The sequence below is a fragment of the Gilliamella sp. Occ3-1 genome (assembly GCF_001690655.1).
Classification (GTDB): Bacteria; Pseudomonadota; Gammaproteobacteria; order Enterobacterales; family Orbaceae; genus Gilliamella; species Gilliamella apicola_P.
Genome location: NZ_LZHQ01000008.1, coordinates 12,947 through 27,220, shown reverse-complemented (window position 1 = coordinate 27,220; position 14,274 = coordinate 12,947). Strand labels below are relative to the sequence as shown.

At 35.2% G+C, this 14,274-nt stretch carries 15 protein-coding genes and 1 tRNA gene; 9 read left to right on the top strand and 7 right to left on the bottom strand.

Going from position 1 to position 14,274, the window contains the following annotated elements; genetic code table 11:
- Positions 1-191 precede the first annotated feature (191 nt).
- From A9G43_RS02455 to A9G43_RS02440, 5 genes are all read left to right on the top strand, one after another.
- Positions 192-371 carry a hypothetical protein gene (locus tag A9G43_RS02455; protein WP_065606328.1) on the top strand — a complete coding sequence of 60 codons (180 nt, stop codon included), beginning with the start codon at positions 192-194 and terminating at the stop codon, positions 369-371.
- 2 nt (positions 372-373) lie between these two features.
- Positions 374-577, top strand: a complete 204-nt coding sequence (locus A9G43_RS02450) for a hypothetical protein (RefSeq protein ID WP_065606326.1) — start codon at positions 374-376, stop codon at positions 575-577.
- A gap of 118 nt (positions 578-695) precedes the next feature.
- Positions 696-1,106: a single-stranded DNA-binding protein gene (locus tag A9G43_RS02445; RefSeq protein WP_065606324.1), complete on the top strand. Its 411-nt coding sequence runs from the start codon at positions 696-698 to the stop codon at positions 1,104-1,106.
- Between the two features lie 200 nt (positions 1,107-1,306).
- On the top strand, positions 1,307-1,624 hold the full coding sequence (locus A9G43_RS10960) for a hypothetical protein (protein ID WP_176701683.1): 318 nt from the start codon (positions 1,307-1,309) through the stop codon (positions 1,622-1,624).
- Entirely contained in the window at positions 1,519-2,565 is a 1,047-nt protein-coding gene (locus tag A9G43_RS02440) for a tyrosine-type recombinase/integrase (RefSeq protein ID WP_065606322.1), read from the top strand. The genes A9G43_RS10960 and A9G43_RS02440 overlap by 106 nt, the downstream gene beginning before the upstream one ends.
- Before the next feature lie 26 nt (positions 2,566-2,591).
- Here the strand turns inward: A9G43_RS02440 and A9G43_RS02435 are convergent.
- Positions 2,592-2,668, bottom strand: a tRNA-Ile gene (locus A9G43_RS02435).
- 216 nt (positions 2,669-2,884) lie between these two features.
- Between A9G43_RS02435 and A9G43_RS02430 the strand changes: the two genes are divergently transcribed.
- Positions 2,885-3,244 (top strand): DUF4156 domain-containing protein, encoded by a 360-nt coding sequence (locus tag A9G43_RS02430; RefSeq protein WP_065606320.1) that lies wholly within the window; start codon positions 2,885-2,887, stop codon positions 3,242-3,244.
- A 76-nt stretch (positions 3,245-3,320) separates the two neighbouring features.
- Here A9G43_RS02430 and serC read toward each other — a convergent pair whose 3' ends face one another.
- The 6 genes from serC to A9G43_RS02400 all read right to left on the bottom strand — a co-directional run bounded on the left by serC (position 3,321) and on the right by A9G43_RS02400 (position 11,038).
- Positions 3,321-4,406 carry a 3-phosphoserine/phosphohydroxythreonine transaminase gene (serC, locus tag A9G43_RS02425; protein WP_065606318.1) on the bottom strand — a complete coding sequence of 362 codons (1,086 nt, stop codon included), beginning with the start codon at positions 4,404-4,406 and terminating at the stop codon, positions 3,321-3,323.
- Positions 4,407-4,553: 147 nt separating this feature from the next.
- Complete coding sequence (gene argH / locus A9G43_RS02420) at positions 4,554-5,939, bottom strand: argininosuccinate lyase (RefSeq protein WP_065606316.1); 1,386 nt, start codon at positions 5,937-5,939, stop codon at positions 4,554-4,556.
- A 180-nt stretch (positions 5,940-6,119) separates the two neighbouring features.
- Positions 6,120-7,364 (bottom strand): argininosuccinate synthase, encoded by a 1,245-nt coding sequence (locus tag A9G43_RS02415; protein WP_065560029.1) that lies wholly within the window; start codon positions 7,362-7,364, stop codon positions 6,120-6,122.
- A gap of 104 nt (positions 7,365-7,468) precedes the next feature.
- Positions 7,469-8,248, bottom strand: a complete 780-nt coding sequence (argB, locus tag A9G43_RS02410; protein WP_065606314.1) for an acetylglutamate kinase — start codon at positions 8,246-8,248, stop codon at positions 7,469-7,471.
- Between the two features lie 78 nt (positions 8,249-8,326).
- Positions 8,327-9,337 carry an N-acetyl-gamma-glutamyl-phosphate reductase gene (argC, locus tag A9G43_RS02405; RefSeq protein WP_065560031.1) on the bottom strand — a complete coding sequence of 337 codons (1,011 nt, stop codon included), beginning with the start codon at positions 9,335-9,337 and terminating at the stop codon, positions 8,327-8,329.
- 237 nt (positions 9,338-9,574) lie between these two features.
- Positions 9,575-11,038: an aminoacyl-histidine dipeptidase gene (locus A9G43_RS02400; RefSeq protein WP_065606312.1), complete on the bottom strand. Its 1,464-nt coding sequence runs from the start codon at positions 11,036-11,038 to the stop codon at positions 9,575-9,577.
- A gap of 146 nt (positions 11,039-11,184) precedes the next feature.
- Here A9G43_RS02400 and gpt point away from each other — a divergent pair, with 146 nt between their 5' ends.
- The 3 genes from gpt to proB are packed head-to-tail and all read left to right on the top strand — an operon-like array spanning position 11,185 to position 14,133.
- Positions 11,185-11,721 carry a xanthine phosphoribosyltransferase gene (gene gpt, locus A9G43_RS02395; protein ID WP_081296839.1) on the top strand — a complete coding sequence of 179 codons (537 nt, stop codon included), beginning with the start codon at positions 11,185-11,187 and terminating at the stop codon, positions 11,719-11,721.
- A gap of 23 nt (positions 11,722-11,744) precedes the next feature.
- On the top strand, positions 11,745-13,001 hold the full coding sequence (locus A9G43_RS02390; RefSeq protein WP_065606310.1) for an alpha/beta hydrolase: 1,257 nt from the start codon (positions 11,745-11,747) through the stop codon (positions 12,999-13,001).
- Between the two features lie 22 nt (positions 13,002-13,023).
- Positions 13,024-14,133: a glutamate 5-kinase gene (gene proB / locus A9G43_RS02385; protein WP_065606308.1), complete on the top strand. Its 1,110-nt coding sequence runs from the start codon at positions 13,024-13,026 to the stop codon at positions 14,131-14,133.
- Positions 14,134-14,274: the final 141 nt, after the last annotated feature.

Genomic DNA, 14,274 nt, shown 5'->3' with positions numbered 1-14,274 from the left:
TAGGTCATTTTCGCAAGACGGGAAAATTATAACTAGCACTCAGAACTCATGTTATTACAGAAGAAGCGATAAATGGGGGTATGTTAATGGCTGTCATGTTTTGGCTTGGGTTTACACGCATGAGTTAATACAGTTGTGCGGATTAAATCAATCTTTAATAGAGGTGAGAAATAACTAAATAAGGAGTAATCATGTCAGAAAAAATAACGTTTGTAGTGAGCGCGCGAATTGGTCCGTCACAAAATGAAGTAGAAATAGAAGTTGATAAAGCTGAATATGAAGCTGCGGAAGATAAAAATGCTTACGCACAAGAGTTAGTTGATTCTTATATTCAAGAACTTGTAGAGATCGGAATAGGTATTAAGGAGTAATTATGAAATATTTTACGTATGACCACAATGGCGATGGTTTTGAATATCACAACACAGAAGAAGAAGCAAAAAGCCATGCTGAACAGCTGCTTGATTATTACATACAAAATGGTGATCCTGATTTTGTTGATATTTGTTGGGGTGAGATTAAAGAGTCTGTGCATTCAAATGATGCAGTGCTTGAGTTAAAAGCAAGCAAGGAGTGATTATGATTACAGATGAAAATTCATTGACACGAACTGAACTATTAAAAGAAGCTATTGTTTGCGTTAAAGAAATTGAAAAAAATGCAAAAACAAATTGATAAACGATTGGAGAAAGAAAATGGCAAATAATTTAAATCAGTGTTTATTCACTGGCAGAATCGGGAAAATCGAGGAGCGTTACACCTCTGATAACAAGTTAATCGTTAATTTCACTATGGCAATTGGTAGCTATAAGAAGAATGGCGATAGCTATGAAGATGTCACAGATTGGGCTAATTTACGAGCGTTCGGTAAGATTGCGGAAAAAGTGCGAGATAAAGGCAAAGGTGCTTTTATTCGTGTTACAACTCGATACAAAACAGATAAATGGCAGGACCAACAAGGCAACAACAAAACAGCCATTTATTTTATAGTTGATGATTTTGAGGCGTTAACGTTCGATAAAAGCAGTAATCAGTCAGCGCAACAACATAAACCGCAAACATCAGCTCAGCAAGATGAGTTTATAGATGATGATATTCCATTTTAATCAATGACTTATAAAGTTACCCACAAAATCTGTTAATAACTCACTGAACAACCACCCTATTCTATTAATTTTACAAACATTCTCACGCTGATTATTTAGCGTGCAATTAGCTATTAACTGAGGTTTTACAATGAATAAATACAGAAAATTACTTAGTGTTATTTGTTGATGAGAGATGAGAAGAAATTATAGGGGTAATTATGGAAATGATTACATTAAAAGATGCGGCAAGAATAACAAAATTATCTTACACGTATCTTTATGAAAAAAGAAAAGAATACGGATTTTCTTTTCAATCTAAATCAAAAAATAGAGTTGGAAAGTGGTTAGTCGATAAAAAAGAGTTTGAAGAAAAGTTCAAAGCAAATCATAATGCAAATCGGCTAACCTCTGAAATTAAGGAGGTAAAAAAATGTCAATTAAAAAACGAGGAGAAGTTTGGCATATTGACATCGTCGCGCCAGATGGCTCAAGAATTAGACGCTCTACTGGTACGGCAGACAAAAAACAGGCGTTAGAATATCATGATCGGCTAAAAGCTGAATTGTGGGAAACGTCAAGAATCAACAAAAAGCCAACTAGGCTTTTTGAAGAAGCTATTATATTGATGTTAAAAGATGGAGAACATCAAGCAAGATTTGACTATAAACAGGCTCACGCAGAATATTTTTTAAATATCTTTTCGGGTAGAGATTTATCAACTATTACTGGTGAGGAGTTAACGAACAGTATACCAACATTTCATGCAAAAACTAAGAAACCAATAGCAAATGGTACAAAAAACCGTTATCGCTCTACGATTCTCAGGGCGTTTAGTTTAGCTCATAAAATGAACTGGATTGATGCTGTTCCCTACATTCCTCGTTATGGTGAGCCTAAAGTCAGAGTAAGGTGGATCACAAAGGAAAAAGCAAGCTTGCTCATACAGAATCTAAAATTACAATGGATGAAAGATGTTTGTTTTTTTGCGCTATCAACAGGTGCGCGTATGAGTGAGATATTTACGCTAACGTGGCACAATGTTGATCTTGTTAATCGTGTAGCAACCGTCACTAACGAAAACGCAAAATCAGGAAAAGCAAGAGCGTTATTACTAAATCATGACGCAATGGAGTTAGTACGTAAGTTAAGATTCAGGAATAATTGTGAATATGTATTCACTCGTTCAACTAAAAAGCGAGTGCGTGATATTGATCGTCGAGATTTTAAACAAGCCTGTCAATTATCAGGAATAGATAATTTTCATTTTCATGATTTACGCCACACTTGGGCAAGCTGGCACGTTCAAGCAGGTACACCGCTCTATACGCTCAAAAATCTTGGCGGATGGGAAACGTTAGAGATGGTGAATAAATACGCTCATCTAAACGCAGATCATATGCTTGAATTTGCAAACAATGTCACATTTACGACACAAGGCTTGCTCAACGACACAATGGGAAACGTAAGAAATGGTTAAAAACTTATATAAATCATAGTGTTTAATGGTGGCCCCTACTGGACTTGAACCAGTGACCAATCGATTATGAGTCGACTGCTCTGACCAACTGAGCTAAGGGGCCATTTGGATGTGCTACTTAGTTAGTAGGGTTGCGATTATAATAGAGTTAAATCGAATTTGCTATAGTTAATTAATAAAATAGGTCGGTTTGATTATTTATTGTCCTGTGATTTATTAGATTTTATACAAGTTTAATTACTGATATTTTTTGTTTAATTAAACTGCTACAATAATTTAGTTTATTATTGATTGTTGTTTTATTGGTTGAGGAAATATTATGTCTATAAAAAAATTATTATTCATTGGTGTTACGATGGTTGCGACTTTACTTTTAGGTGCTTGTAGTAGTTCTAACTATCAAACTACTTCTGCCGGTAGTCAAGTTCGGTTTATTGATACTAAACCAGCTGCTTCTTGTCAGTTATTAGGTAAAGCAGAGGGGCGTCGTAGTAGTTTTTTTTCTGGTCTTAAAACACATAGTGAGCTTATTCGTGATGCGGCTTCTGACCTGATGAATAAAGCTGCTGCAATGGGTGGTAATGTGATTTATAATGCACAGGATACTTCAATGCAATATATTTCTGATATTGCACCAACAGATGCGGTTATGGTTGGTGAGGTTTATAGCTGTAAATAATGCTGATTAAATGAAAAAGGGAAGTTTTTCCTTCCCTTTTTGCTGATAGTAATAACTTGTAATATTTTGAGTTAATTTAGCTATTTTGTTTTTCAAATCGCTGCATAAAATCAATTAAATAATTGATGCCTTCTTGATCCATAGCGTTATAAATTGATGCTCGCATACCTCCTTCAATTCGGTGACCTTTAATGCCAATAATGTTAGCTTGAGTTGCTTCGCTTACAAATTTTTTATCCAACTCTTCATTTGGTGATAAAAAAGTAACATTCATAATTGACCGATTTGCTACTGCAACATTATTTCGATAAAAGTTAGATTGGTCGATGAATTGATATAGTGATTGTGCTTTAGCTTGGTTTCGTTGCTGCATTGCTTTTAATCCACCAAGACTTTTTATCCATTTAAACACTAGCCCCGACAAATACCATGCAAATGTAGGTGGAGTGTTAAACATTGAATCGTTGTCCATTAAGATTTTGTAATCTAGTACTGATGGTAAGATTTTTTTTGCATGGCCAATTAGATCTTCTCGCACAATGATAATGGTAATACCTGATGGACCAATATTTTTTTGAGCACCCGCATAAATTATGCCATATCGATTTATGTCAATAGGTTGCGATAATATACACGATGATAAGTCAGCTACAACGGTTTTGTCACCAAAGTTGGGTTCTTCAAAGATTTGAACGCCATCAATTGTTTCGTTTGGACAATAGTGTACATAGGCAGCATTATCATTTAATTGCCATTCTGACATAGATTTAACAGCCGTTAGTCCGTTTTGTTTGATAACAACATTTTGTTCATTAACTTGGCAATATTTGCTGGCTTCTTTGATTGCGCATTGGCTCCAATAACCACTGTTAATATAGTCGGCACTGGTTTTATTTCCTAAAATATTTAATGGAACTGCAGCAAATTGTGCTCTGGCTCCACCTTGGCAATAAAGAATTTTGTAATTTTTAGGAACGTTTAAGATTTCTCGTAGGTCGTTGGTAGCCTCAATAGCACAGGCGTCAAAATCTTTACCTCTATGGCTTAATTCCATGACTGATGCGCCAGTATTATGCCAATTTAATAATTCAGTTTGAACTTGTTTTAATACTTCAGCAGGCAATTTTGCTGGACCGGCACTAAAATTATAACTTTTACTCATTATGCTTCACTTTAATCCATTCAAAAAAGAGCTCTATTTTTACACTGTATGAACAGATATACAATCATATTTTTTGTTAAAAAGTTTCAGGTAACTATGTGTTTCAGTATAAAAATACCAGCTAATACAGGTATAGTTGTTATTAGATTAATATAGCTGTTTATAAAGTTGTTGCTTGGCAACTTCAATCGCTGATTTTACCTGTTGTGGTGAAACCCCGCCTTTGGCACATCGTTTAGCTAGGCATGATTCTAACGATAATATTGGATAAACATCATTATCAATAACTGGGCTAAATTTTTGTAGTTCTTCAAGCGAAAGTTCTTCGAGCGCTTTTTGCTTTGCAATAGCATCAACAACTGCTTCACCAACAATGTGGTGTGCCTCACGGAACGGTATGCCTTTGGCTACTAAATAATCAGCCAGTTCAGTTGCATTAGAATAACCTTGTTTGGCAGCTTCTTGGCAATTTGTGTAGTTAATTTTAATATCCTCTAGTACTAGTGTGGACATATCTAAGCATTCTTGCCAAGTATCAAGTGCGTCAAATAGATGCTCTTTGTCTTCTTGTAAATCTTTATTATAAGCAAGCGGTAAACCTTTGAAGGTCATTAAGGCTCCTGTTAATGCACCCGCAACCCGCCCTATTTTGCCACGAATCAGTTCTAATGCATCTGGATTCTTTTTTTGTGGCATGAGTGAAGATCCTGAAGTCACTCGATCTGATAGTTCAACAAAATTGGCTTCACCACTATTGAAAATAATAAGATCTTCAGCAAAACGCGATAGGTGTACCATACCTATTGAAGCATTATTTAATAGTTCAAGAATGTGATCACGATCAGACACCGAGTCCAAACTATTATTAGTTGCTTGAGCAAATCCTAACCAATGCGCTAATTGTTCACGATCCATTGGATAGGCAGTTCCAGCTAATGCACCTGAGCCTAATGGACTAACATCTAAACGTTGCAATGTATCTTCTAAACGGCTGACATCACGACTTAGCATTTCAAAATAAGCCAGGCACCAATGCGCAAATGTAATTGGTTGTGCTCGTTGCAAGTGGGTGTAACCAGGCATAATAGCTTTTTGGTGCTGTTCAGCGGTTGTAACTAGTAATTGGCGTAAGTGATTTATCGCATTAATTAAATGAGGAATTTGGTCTTTACACCATAATTTTAAGTCGGTTGTTGATTGGTCATTACGGCTTCGTCCTGTGTGTAATTTTTTACCTAATTCGCCAATTTTTTCAATCAGTTTTTGTTCAACCCAACTGTGTATGTCTTCGGCATCACTTTGTAAAATTTGGTTAGGATCTTGTTTAACCAATAGCAACAATTCATTTAAGGCTTTTTCTAATTTTTTTTGTTCATCATAAGATATAACGTTAACCGTTACCAATGCTTTTGACCAAGCAATTGAGCCAATGATATCTTGCTCTGCAAGACGATAATCAAAGCGTAATGAATCATTAAAATGCTTAAATCGTTCATCTGCTTCTTGGCTAAAACGCCCACCCCATAATGCCATAATTACCTCAATATTATCTTAAATAAATGTTATCTTAATGATTAGCTGTACAATTTCAATTTTCGTTTTATATATTTATTTTTATAATAAAATTAAATTTAATCAAGAATAAAAATAATATATACAGGACATTGCCTGTATATATTTATTATTATCGCTATTTTATTTGCAAATTGGCGTTTACTTTTTCGCTTTTTTGGCAGTTTGTTTTTGCTGTTCCTCATTTAAAGCACGTATACGTGATGATAATGAGAATAGACGAATAAATCCTCCTGCATGGCTATGATCATAAACTTCATCTTCACCAAATGTAGCAAATTCTTCATTATATAGGCTATTTGGTGATTTCTTTTGTACGGCAGTTGCATTACCTTTATAAAGTTTAACCACTACTTCACCCGTCATGTCTTGTGCCAAAACTTCAGCCGCGGCTTGAATTGATCGACGATATGGTGCAAACCAGCGCCCATCATAAACAACATAAGCCATTTCAATACCTAGTTGTTCACGCCATTTAAAGCTGTCGCGGTCTAATATTAATTGTTCTAAACCACGTAATGCTGTCATCATTATTGTGCCGCCAGGCGTTTCATAACAACCACGCGATTTGATACCGACTAAGCGATTTTCAATGATATCAACTCGACCAACACCATGTTTTGCACCAATTTTATTTAATGTTGCAACACAGTTATATGGTGATAATTTTTTCCCATTTACTGAAACCACTTCGCCTTTTTCAATACCAATGGTTACTAATTCTGGTTGGTTTGGAGCATCTTCAGGCGAAACAGTCCAAGCCCAGCAATCTGTATTAGCTTGGTTCCATGTGCTTTCTAACACACCACCTTCAGTGGAGATATGCCATGCGTTTTCGTCACGGCTGTAAATTTTTTCAACGGTTGCAGTTGTTGGAATTTTACGAACTTTTAAATAATCAATTAATGCTTCGCGTGAACGCAGATCCCATTCACGCCAAGGAGCAATCACTTTAAGTTGTGGTGCAAGTGCAGTATAGGTTGTTTCAAAACGCACTTGGTCATTGCCTTTACCAGTCGCTCCGTGACAGAGTGTATCAGCCCCGACTTCTAACGCATATTCAACTTGCGCTTTTGCAATAATTGGACGAGCCATGGAGGTACCAAGATAATAAGTTCCTTCGTATAAGGCTCCTGTTTTTAAGACTGGATATACGTAATCTTTAACAAATTCTTCTCTTAAATCAACAACCTTACAAGCAACTGCACCCGATGCTTTAGCCTTTTTTTCTACATCTTTTAGTTCTTTTGGATCTTGACCTACATTAGCAACAAAGGCATAAACTTCACATCCACCATAATTTTCTTTCAACCAAGGAATAATTGCTGATGTATCCAAACCACCTGAATAAGCCAATACGACCTTTTTTGTTCCACTTTTTTCCATGTTATACCCTTTCTAAATTAACTGACGATAAAAATGAGTTAAAAATATTTTTTTATTAATCGTTAGATATAGATAACTAGCTTAATATAATAGCTGCTCAATATCTAAGCAATGATTCTTGTGCCTGTAGTGCCTGATTGCCCATTAAATAATTCGATGAGTTGGTGGGATTCTTTCCAACTAGCAATATCAATTGGTCGTCCTAAGGCCTTGGCGGCTTCGAAAGCTGAATTCACTTTAACAACCATACCGTCTGTAATAACACCTTTAGCAATCAGTTGCTCCGCTTGTGATTGAGTTAATGATTCAATGCGTTGTTTGTTTTCGTCAAGTACGCCAACTACATCAGACAATAATATTAAATCTGCATTTAAGGTCTTAGCTAGTGCTACCGCTGCGTGATCGGCATTAACATTCATCATTTGTCCCGCTTGAGTAATACCAATCGAGCTAATAATGGGAAGGTAACCCGAATTAATAAGTAGATTGATTAATGTGGGATCGCCAGCTTTGGCTTCACCAACATAACCTAAATCTTCTGAAATTTGTTTAACTTCTACACTATTACCATCAGCTAAACAGAGTCCTACACTTGCTATTTGCTGTTTTTTTGCTTCTGACAATAAAGTAGTATTGGCACTGCCAGCAAGGCTACCAACAATAACGTCAATTTGATCAGCAGGAGTTACCCGTAATCCATTGCGACGGACTACGGGTAAAGAAAGCCTATCCATTAATGAATCAACTACCGTACCACCACCATGAACAATAATTAATGATCGTTGAAAATTTTTTTTGTACTCACTAATAACGTCAAATAATTTACTTAAGGCATCTTTATTGTCGAGCAATACGCCTCCAAGTTTTATAATTAATGGTTTCATTTTAGTTTCCTATTAATTTAACCTACTTTTAATTCATTAAAAATTTTGTACAGAGCTTTTGAAATAATTCACTCATTTTTATAATAATGACGTGGTTTCATCAAAATTATATCGAATGTTCATACACTGCACAGCTTGTGCTGCTGCGCCTTTTAATAAGTTATCTTCAACAGAAATTAATATTAAATGACGATCTTTTAATACAAATCCAATATCACAATAAGGCAAACCAATGACAGATTTTAATGCTGGCCAATCTTTTTGATAAATTCTAATCAAAGGCTTATTTTTGTAATATTTATTTAGAGCTTTGAGGATATCTTGTGATGTAACACCTTCATTTACTCGGCAAGTAATTGTGGCGTGGATACCTTGTTTAAAACTGCCTAAATGAGGTGTAAAGATCACTTCTTGACCTAAATGTGTTGCAATTTCGGGTTGGTGCCGATGAGTAAAAAGTCCATAGGCATGTAAACTTACTTCACAAAATATATTATTATGCGAAGGTTTTCGCCCTGCTCCACTCACCCCACTCACAGCATTAATAACAGGCCATTGTGAATTATCTAATAGCCCCTCCTCGATTAATGGTTTTAATGGTAATTGTGATGCTGTAGGGTAACATCCTGGTACAGCAATCAGTTGTGCCTGTTTGATTTGTTCACTATTCCATTCTGCTAAGCCATAAACTGCTTTATCTAACCATTTTGGATGCTGATGAGTAAAACCATAATAATCGGTATAAAAAGTAGCAGAGTTAACTCTAAACGCACCCGACAAATCAAAAACTGTACAACCATGTTCTAAAAAATAAGGAGCTATATTGTGGCTGACTACATGTTCAGTAGCTAAAAAAACTATATCAAGATCATTGATATAGGCAGAATAATCTGCAGTGGCAATAAGTGGTAAGTCAACAACACCTTTTAATTGAGGGTGTAAATCATAATCAGAAATAAGCTTACCACCGTCTTGGCTGTTTTCAGACACAGTTAAAGCAATAAGTTGTATATGCGGATGCTTGTGCAAATAATGAGCTAATTTTGCCCCTGCATAACCACTTGCACCAACAATAATTGCTTTTAACATACCCTACCCTTATCTATTTTTTATGCAATAATGTGCATATAGTAGGTTATTTATAAGGCTATTACAAGCACAAAATGAATTTTTATTCACTTTTTGTGAATTTAATTTCAAACATTTTTTGCAGACACCCAAATATTCTAACGTATTATGTTGTATTAAATTGTTTTTTAGTAAATATAAACACGAGTAATCTGTTCGAAATGCCTGCCGATAAAGATCGGCAGGTGAGGTGTTGGATTATTTTAATAAAGTTGCTGATTTTAATATCGCTATCAATAATTCCCAATAACGATAAACACTTTGAATGTTAACTTTTTCATCTGGTGAATGTGGCGAAACAATCGTTGGTCCAATTGATATCATATCCAGATTTGGGTAACTTTGTTTAAATAAACCACATTCAAGCCCTGCATGAATCACCATTATTTTGGCTTTCTGAGAAAAAATTTCGTGATATTTATCTTTAGCAAGCTTTAAAAGCTGTGAATCTAAATTAGGTTCCCAACCTGAATAACCGCCACTTATTTCATAATTAGCATCCACTAATTGGCTAAGTGATGTCAATGTTGATACAACCGCATCTTTAGCGCTATCGACTTGAGAACGAATAAGAAAATGGACATTCAGTTGATTGTCCTCAATACTAACAATACCTAAATTGAGCGATGTTTCAACCACACCATGAAGTTGATCGCTCATTCTAACTACACCATTAGGCGCTGAATTTAACCAGCTTATGATTTTATTTTGATGCTCTGTAGTTAATACGCGTTTTACTTTGTTTGATTCAACTTCCGATAACGTTATTTCGATAGCAGGTTCTACATGACCTAACTCACTATGTAAAATTGTTTGATACTGTTTAACAATGGCTTCTAATTTTGGCACTTCTTGTTTATTTAGTGTAATTTCAATAAAGGCTTCTCTTGGGATCGCATTACGTAGTGAACCACCTTTTATATCAGCTAATCTAAACGAGATATCTTGTACATATTGTGCTAAAAAGCGAGCCATCAATTTAATTGCATTTCCACGACCAAGATGAATATCACAACCTGAATGCCCCCCTTTTAATCCTTTAAGTGAAATGTTCATATAACAATCATGCTTTTCTGGCATTACTGCATAAGTAACAGCAAAGGTTGTAGTAAAGTCAACGCCGCCAGCACAACCTGTAAATATTTCGCCTTCATCTTCAGAATCAGTATTAATTAGATAGTGACTTTTTAGCCAATTAGGTTGTAAACCAAAGGCACCGTGCATACCAGTTTCTTCTGATACTGTTATCAATACTTCAATTGGTCCATGTTCAACAGCAGGATCAATTAAAACAGCTAATGCAGATGCTAACCCCACGCCATTATCAGCACCTAATGTCGTTCCTTTGGCTTTTACCCATTCGCCATCAACATAAGCTTGAATTGGGTCAGTTAAAAAGTCGTGACTAGTACCTTCATTTTTTTGTGGTACCATATCCATATGAGCCTGTAATGCAATTGATGGGCACTCTTCCATACCTTTGGTAGCAGGTTTACTTAACAAAATATTACCTACTTTATCAAGTTTGCAATCAATACCATGAGTTTTAGCAAAATCGACGATATATTTAGTTATCATTTGTTCATGGTGAGATGGGTGCGGAATTTTACAGATATCATTAAAAATCTGCCAAACAAATTTAGGCGTTAAGGTAGAAAGCATAATATAACCTCAATATTAAGTATGTAATAAATTAATGAGTGGTTTTTTTTATTGAATCACATTATAATAAGGTGCAATTTTACATCTATTTTTAGTTCATTAATATTTATTTATTCATACAATCGATTAAAATTGCAGGTTACTCAATGTCAACAGATCAAATTTTATTAACAGAAGAAGAAATCCAAGCCAAAAAACAACATAAAGCAGAACTTATTGCTGAAAAGAAAAAATTCAATGTTACTTGGGAAATGTTGCAATCCTATGGGCGCCAACTTTCTGAACGCTTATTACCTGCAAATCAATGGAAAGGTATTATTGCCGTTAGTCGTGGTGGATTAGTTCCAGCGGCAATTTTAGCGCGCGAATTAAGTATTCGCTATGTCGATACCGTTTGTATTTCAAGTTATGATCATGATCATCAACGTGAAAAACTAATATTAAAACAAGCTAATGGCGATGGTGAAGGTTTTATTGTTGTTGATGATTTAGTTGACACTGGTAACACTGCTCATACAATTCGCGAAATGTACCCTAAAGCTCACTTCGTAACTATTTTTGCAAAACCTGCTGGTAAACCACTTGTTGATGATTATGTTGTCGATATTGCACAAGATACTTGGATTGAACAGCCATGGGATACAGGTGTTATGTTTGTTAAGCCTATTAGCGATCATAAATAATTGATAAGGAAGTTAAGGTTGTTATGGCAACTACCGAAAATCTAACTGAACAGATATTTAAACCACAATTTGATTATCCTGAAACTTCAACACTTATCAATCGCATTGATAATAGTAATGGTAGTAGCATTAGCGCCTTAGATGGGGAAGTTGACTCCAGATGGTATCGAGTTATTAATCCCATTTTGTGGCATTGGCGTGGATTACCCAAATTAGAGGTTGAAGCGGTTTTATCAAAAATTGCCGCTTCAACTCGACGCCACACAAATGATACCTGGCTAGACACTGTTGTTGGCTATCAATCTGGCAACTGGGTCTATGAATTTTTAAATCAAGCGGCAGTATGGCAAGCTAAAGCTGAATCAATTGATGAAGCAAATCTTATAGATGAAAATAAAAATAATTTACACAATTATTATCTCATAGCCAGCATATATGCAAGTATTGCTAGTTATCCTCATTTTAAAAATGACCAACTAGCAATGTATGCCCAAACATGCGCTTATCAGTATTATGCAAAAGCTCTTCAATTTTCGCCATTTTTGATAAAAGAACTGGAATTTAAAGTCGATAATCGTAGTGTCAAAACAATTTTACATTTGCCAAAATGCGAAGGGACTTGCCCTGTTGTGTTGATTTGTAATGCGTTAGGCAATTTGCAGATCGATTATTATCGTTATTTTAGTGAATTTTTAGCGCCGCATGGATTTGCCATGCTAACTGTTGATCTACCAACTGTTGGTTATAGCCGTAACTTTGCTTTATCACAAAATAGTAGCCAAATTCATCAAGCTATATTAGAGCAGTTGTCTTCTGTTCCATGGATAGATGCTCATCGGATTATTGTTGCTGGATTTAGGTTTGGTTCGCATATTGCCACACGTTTAGCTTATTTGATGCCAAATAAAATAAAAGGCGTATTTAACTTTACTCCGTTTATTCATCAAATCTTTGTTGATAAAGATCTGCAAAAAAATCTACCGAATAGTTATAAAGATATGTTAGCTAGCCGTTTGGGATTGCCTTCAATATCCAACCAACAATTGGCAGCAGAATTAAATTATTTTTCACTAAAAAATCAAGGACTTTTAACTCATGCTTGTCATGTGCCTGTTATGAATATCATCTTTGAGGATGATAAGTTAAGTGATCTTTGTGAAGCAAAATTAATTCATTCAATCAAACAAAATAAAGTAATAACTGTACCTAAAACACAGTTACAAAAAAGTTTGCATCAGGCGTTAACACAATCAGTAAATTGGATGAAGTCTGTTATATAACGTGAAAAAATAAGAATATGCTATGACTATTAAAAAACAACAAACCGTGGTTGTTAAATTAGGTACCAGTGTACTAACAGGTGGAACAAAACAACTTGATCGAGCACAAATAGTTGAGTTGATAAGACAATGCGCAAGTCTACATCAAGATGGACATAAAATTATCATTGTTACATCTGGTGCAATTGCAGCTGGACGCGAATATCTTAACTTCCCTACCCTACCTAATACTGTTGCTTCAAAGCAATTACTCGCTTCTGTTGGACAAAGTAAGCTTATTCAACTTTGGGAACAGCTATTTTCTATCTATAAGATCTATATTGGTCAAATGTTACTTACCCGTGCAGACCTTGAAGATCGTGAAAGATTTTTAAATGCCCAAGACGTTTTAAAAGCAATGTTAGATAATCATATCGTTCCTGTTATCAATGAAAATGATGCTGTTGCAACCGCAGAAATTAAAGTTGGCGATAATGATAATTTATCAGCACTAGCTGCCATTTTAGCCGAAGCAGATAAGTTGATTTTATTAACCGATATTGAAGGTCTTTATACAGCCGATCCAAGAGCTGATAAAAATGCCAAGTTAATTCATGAAATTGATCATATTGACGATAATTTGCGAAGTATCGCCGGTGGTAGTGTTTCAGGGCTTGGCACGGGTGGCATGAGCACAAAATTACAAGCAGCTGAGGTAGCTGGAAGTGCAGGTATAGAAGTTATTATCGCTGCAGGAAATAAACCAAATATTATTATTGATATTGTCAATAATAAACCGATTGGAACACATTTTTCACCACAAAAAACACCATTAGAACATCGTAAACACTGGTTGTTTGGTGCACCTAAAGCAGGCAAAGTGTTATTAGATGATGGTGCTGTTAATGCGATTTTAAATAATGGTAGTTCGCTATTACCTAAAGGGATTATTAGCGTAGAGAAAGATTTTTCTCGCGGTGAAGTTATTGATATTTGTGACAAATTTGGCAAACGTATTGCGCGAGGTGTCAGTCGTTATAACAGTGATGCTTTAAGGCAAATTGCTAGGCATCATTCTCAAGAAATTAGTCAAATTATTGGCTATGAATATGGTCACGTTGCTGTTCATCGTGATGATATGATAATAAAATAAATAATAAACAAGAAAGGAAAATTATAGAATTAGCTATTGGAGGTATAATTGCTAATTGGTTAGCAGTGGATAGATTTAAATTATATGACTGACGATGATAAGCAATCATTATTAAAAGAAATAAATAATATAAAACAACTA

What these genes read in the sequence shown, in the direction of transcription:
- A9G43_RS02455 (WP_065606328.1), top strand. Translation starts at nt 192, where the DNA reads ATGTCAGAAAAAATAACGTTTGTAGTGAGCGCGCGAATTGGTCCGTCA.
- A9G43_RS02450 (WP_065606326.1), top strand. Translation starts at nt 374, where the DNA reads ATGAAATATTTTACGTATGACCACAATGGCGATGGTTTTGAATATCAC.
- A9G43_RS02445 (WP_065606324.1), top strand. Translation starts at nt 696, where the DNA reads ATGGCAAATAATTTAAATCAGTGTTTATTCACTGGCAGAATCGGGAAA.
- A9G43_RS10960 (WP_176701683.1), top strand. Translation starts at nt 1,307, where the DNA reads ATGGAAATGATTACATTAAAAGATGCGGCAAGAATAACAAAATTATCT.
- A9G43_RS02440 (WP_065606322.1), top strand. Translation starts at nt 1,519, where the DNA reads ATGTCAATTAAAAAACGAGGAGAAGTTTGGCATATTGACATCGTCGCG.
- A9G43_RS02430 (WP_065606320.1), top strand. Translation starts at nt 2,885, where the DNA reads ATGTCTATAAAAAAATTATTATTCATTGGTGTTACGATGGTTGCGACT.
- serC (WP_065606318.1), bottom strand. Translation starts at nt 4,406, where the DNA reads ATGAGTAAAAGTTATAATTTTAGTGCCGGTCCAGCAAAATTGCCTGCT.
- argH (WP_065606316.1), bottom strand. Translation starts at nt 5,939, where the DNA reads ATGGCATTATGGGGTGGGCGTTTTAGCCAAGAAGCAGATGAACGATTT.
- A9G43_RS02415 (WP_065560029.1), bottom strand. Translation starts at nt 7,364, where the DNA reads ATGGAAAAAAGTGGAACAAAAAAGGTCGTATTGGCTTATTCAGGTGGT.
- argB (WP_065606314.1), bottom strand. Translation starts at nt 8,248, where the DNA reads ATGAAACCATTAATTATAAAACTTGGAGGCGTATTGCTCGACAATAAA.
- argC (WP_065560031.1), bottom strand. Translation starts at nt 9,337, where the DNA reads ATGTTAAAAGCAATTATTGTTGGTGCAAGTGGTTATGCAGGGGCAAAA.
- A9G43_RS02400 (WP_065606312.1), bottom strand. Translation starts at nt 11,038, where the DNA reads ATGCTTTCTACCTTAACGCCTAAATTTGTTTGGCAGATTTTTAATGAT.
- gpt (WP_081296839.1), top strand. Translation starts at nt 11,185, where the DNA reads ATGTCAACAGATCAAATTTTATTAACAGAAGAAGAAATCCAAGCCAAA.
- A9G43_RS02390 (WP_065606310.1), top strand. Translation starts at nt 11,745, where the DNA reads ATGGCAACTACCGAAAATCTAACTGAACAGATATTTAAACCACAATTT.
- proB (WP_065606308.1), top strand. Translation starts at nt 13,024, where the DNA reads ATGACTATTAAAAAACAACAAACCGTGGTTGTTAAATTAGGTACCAGT.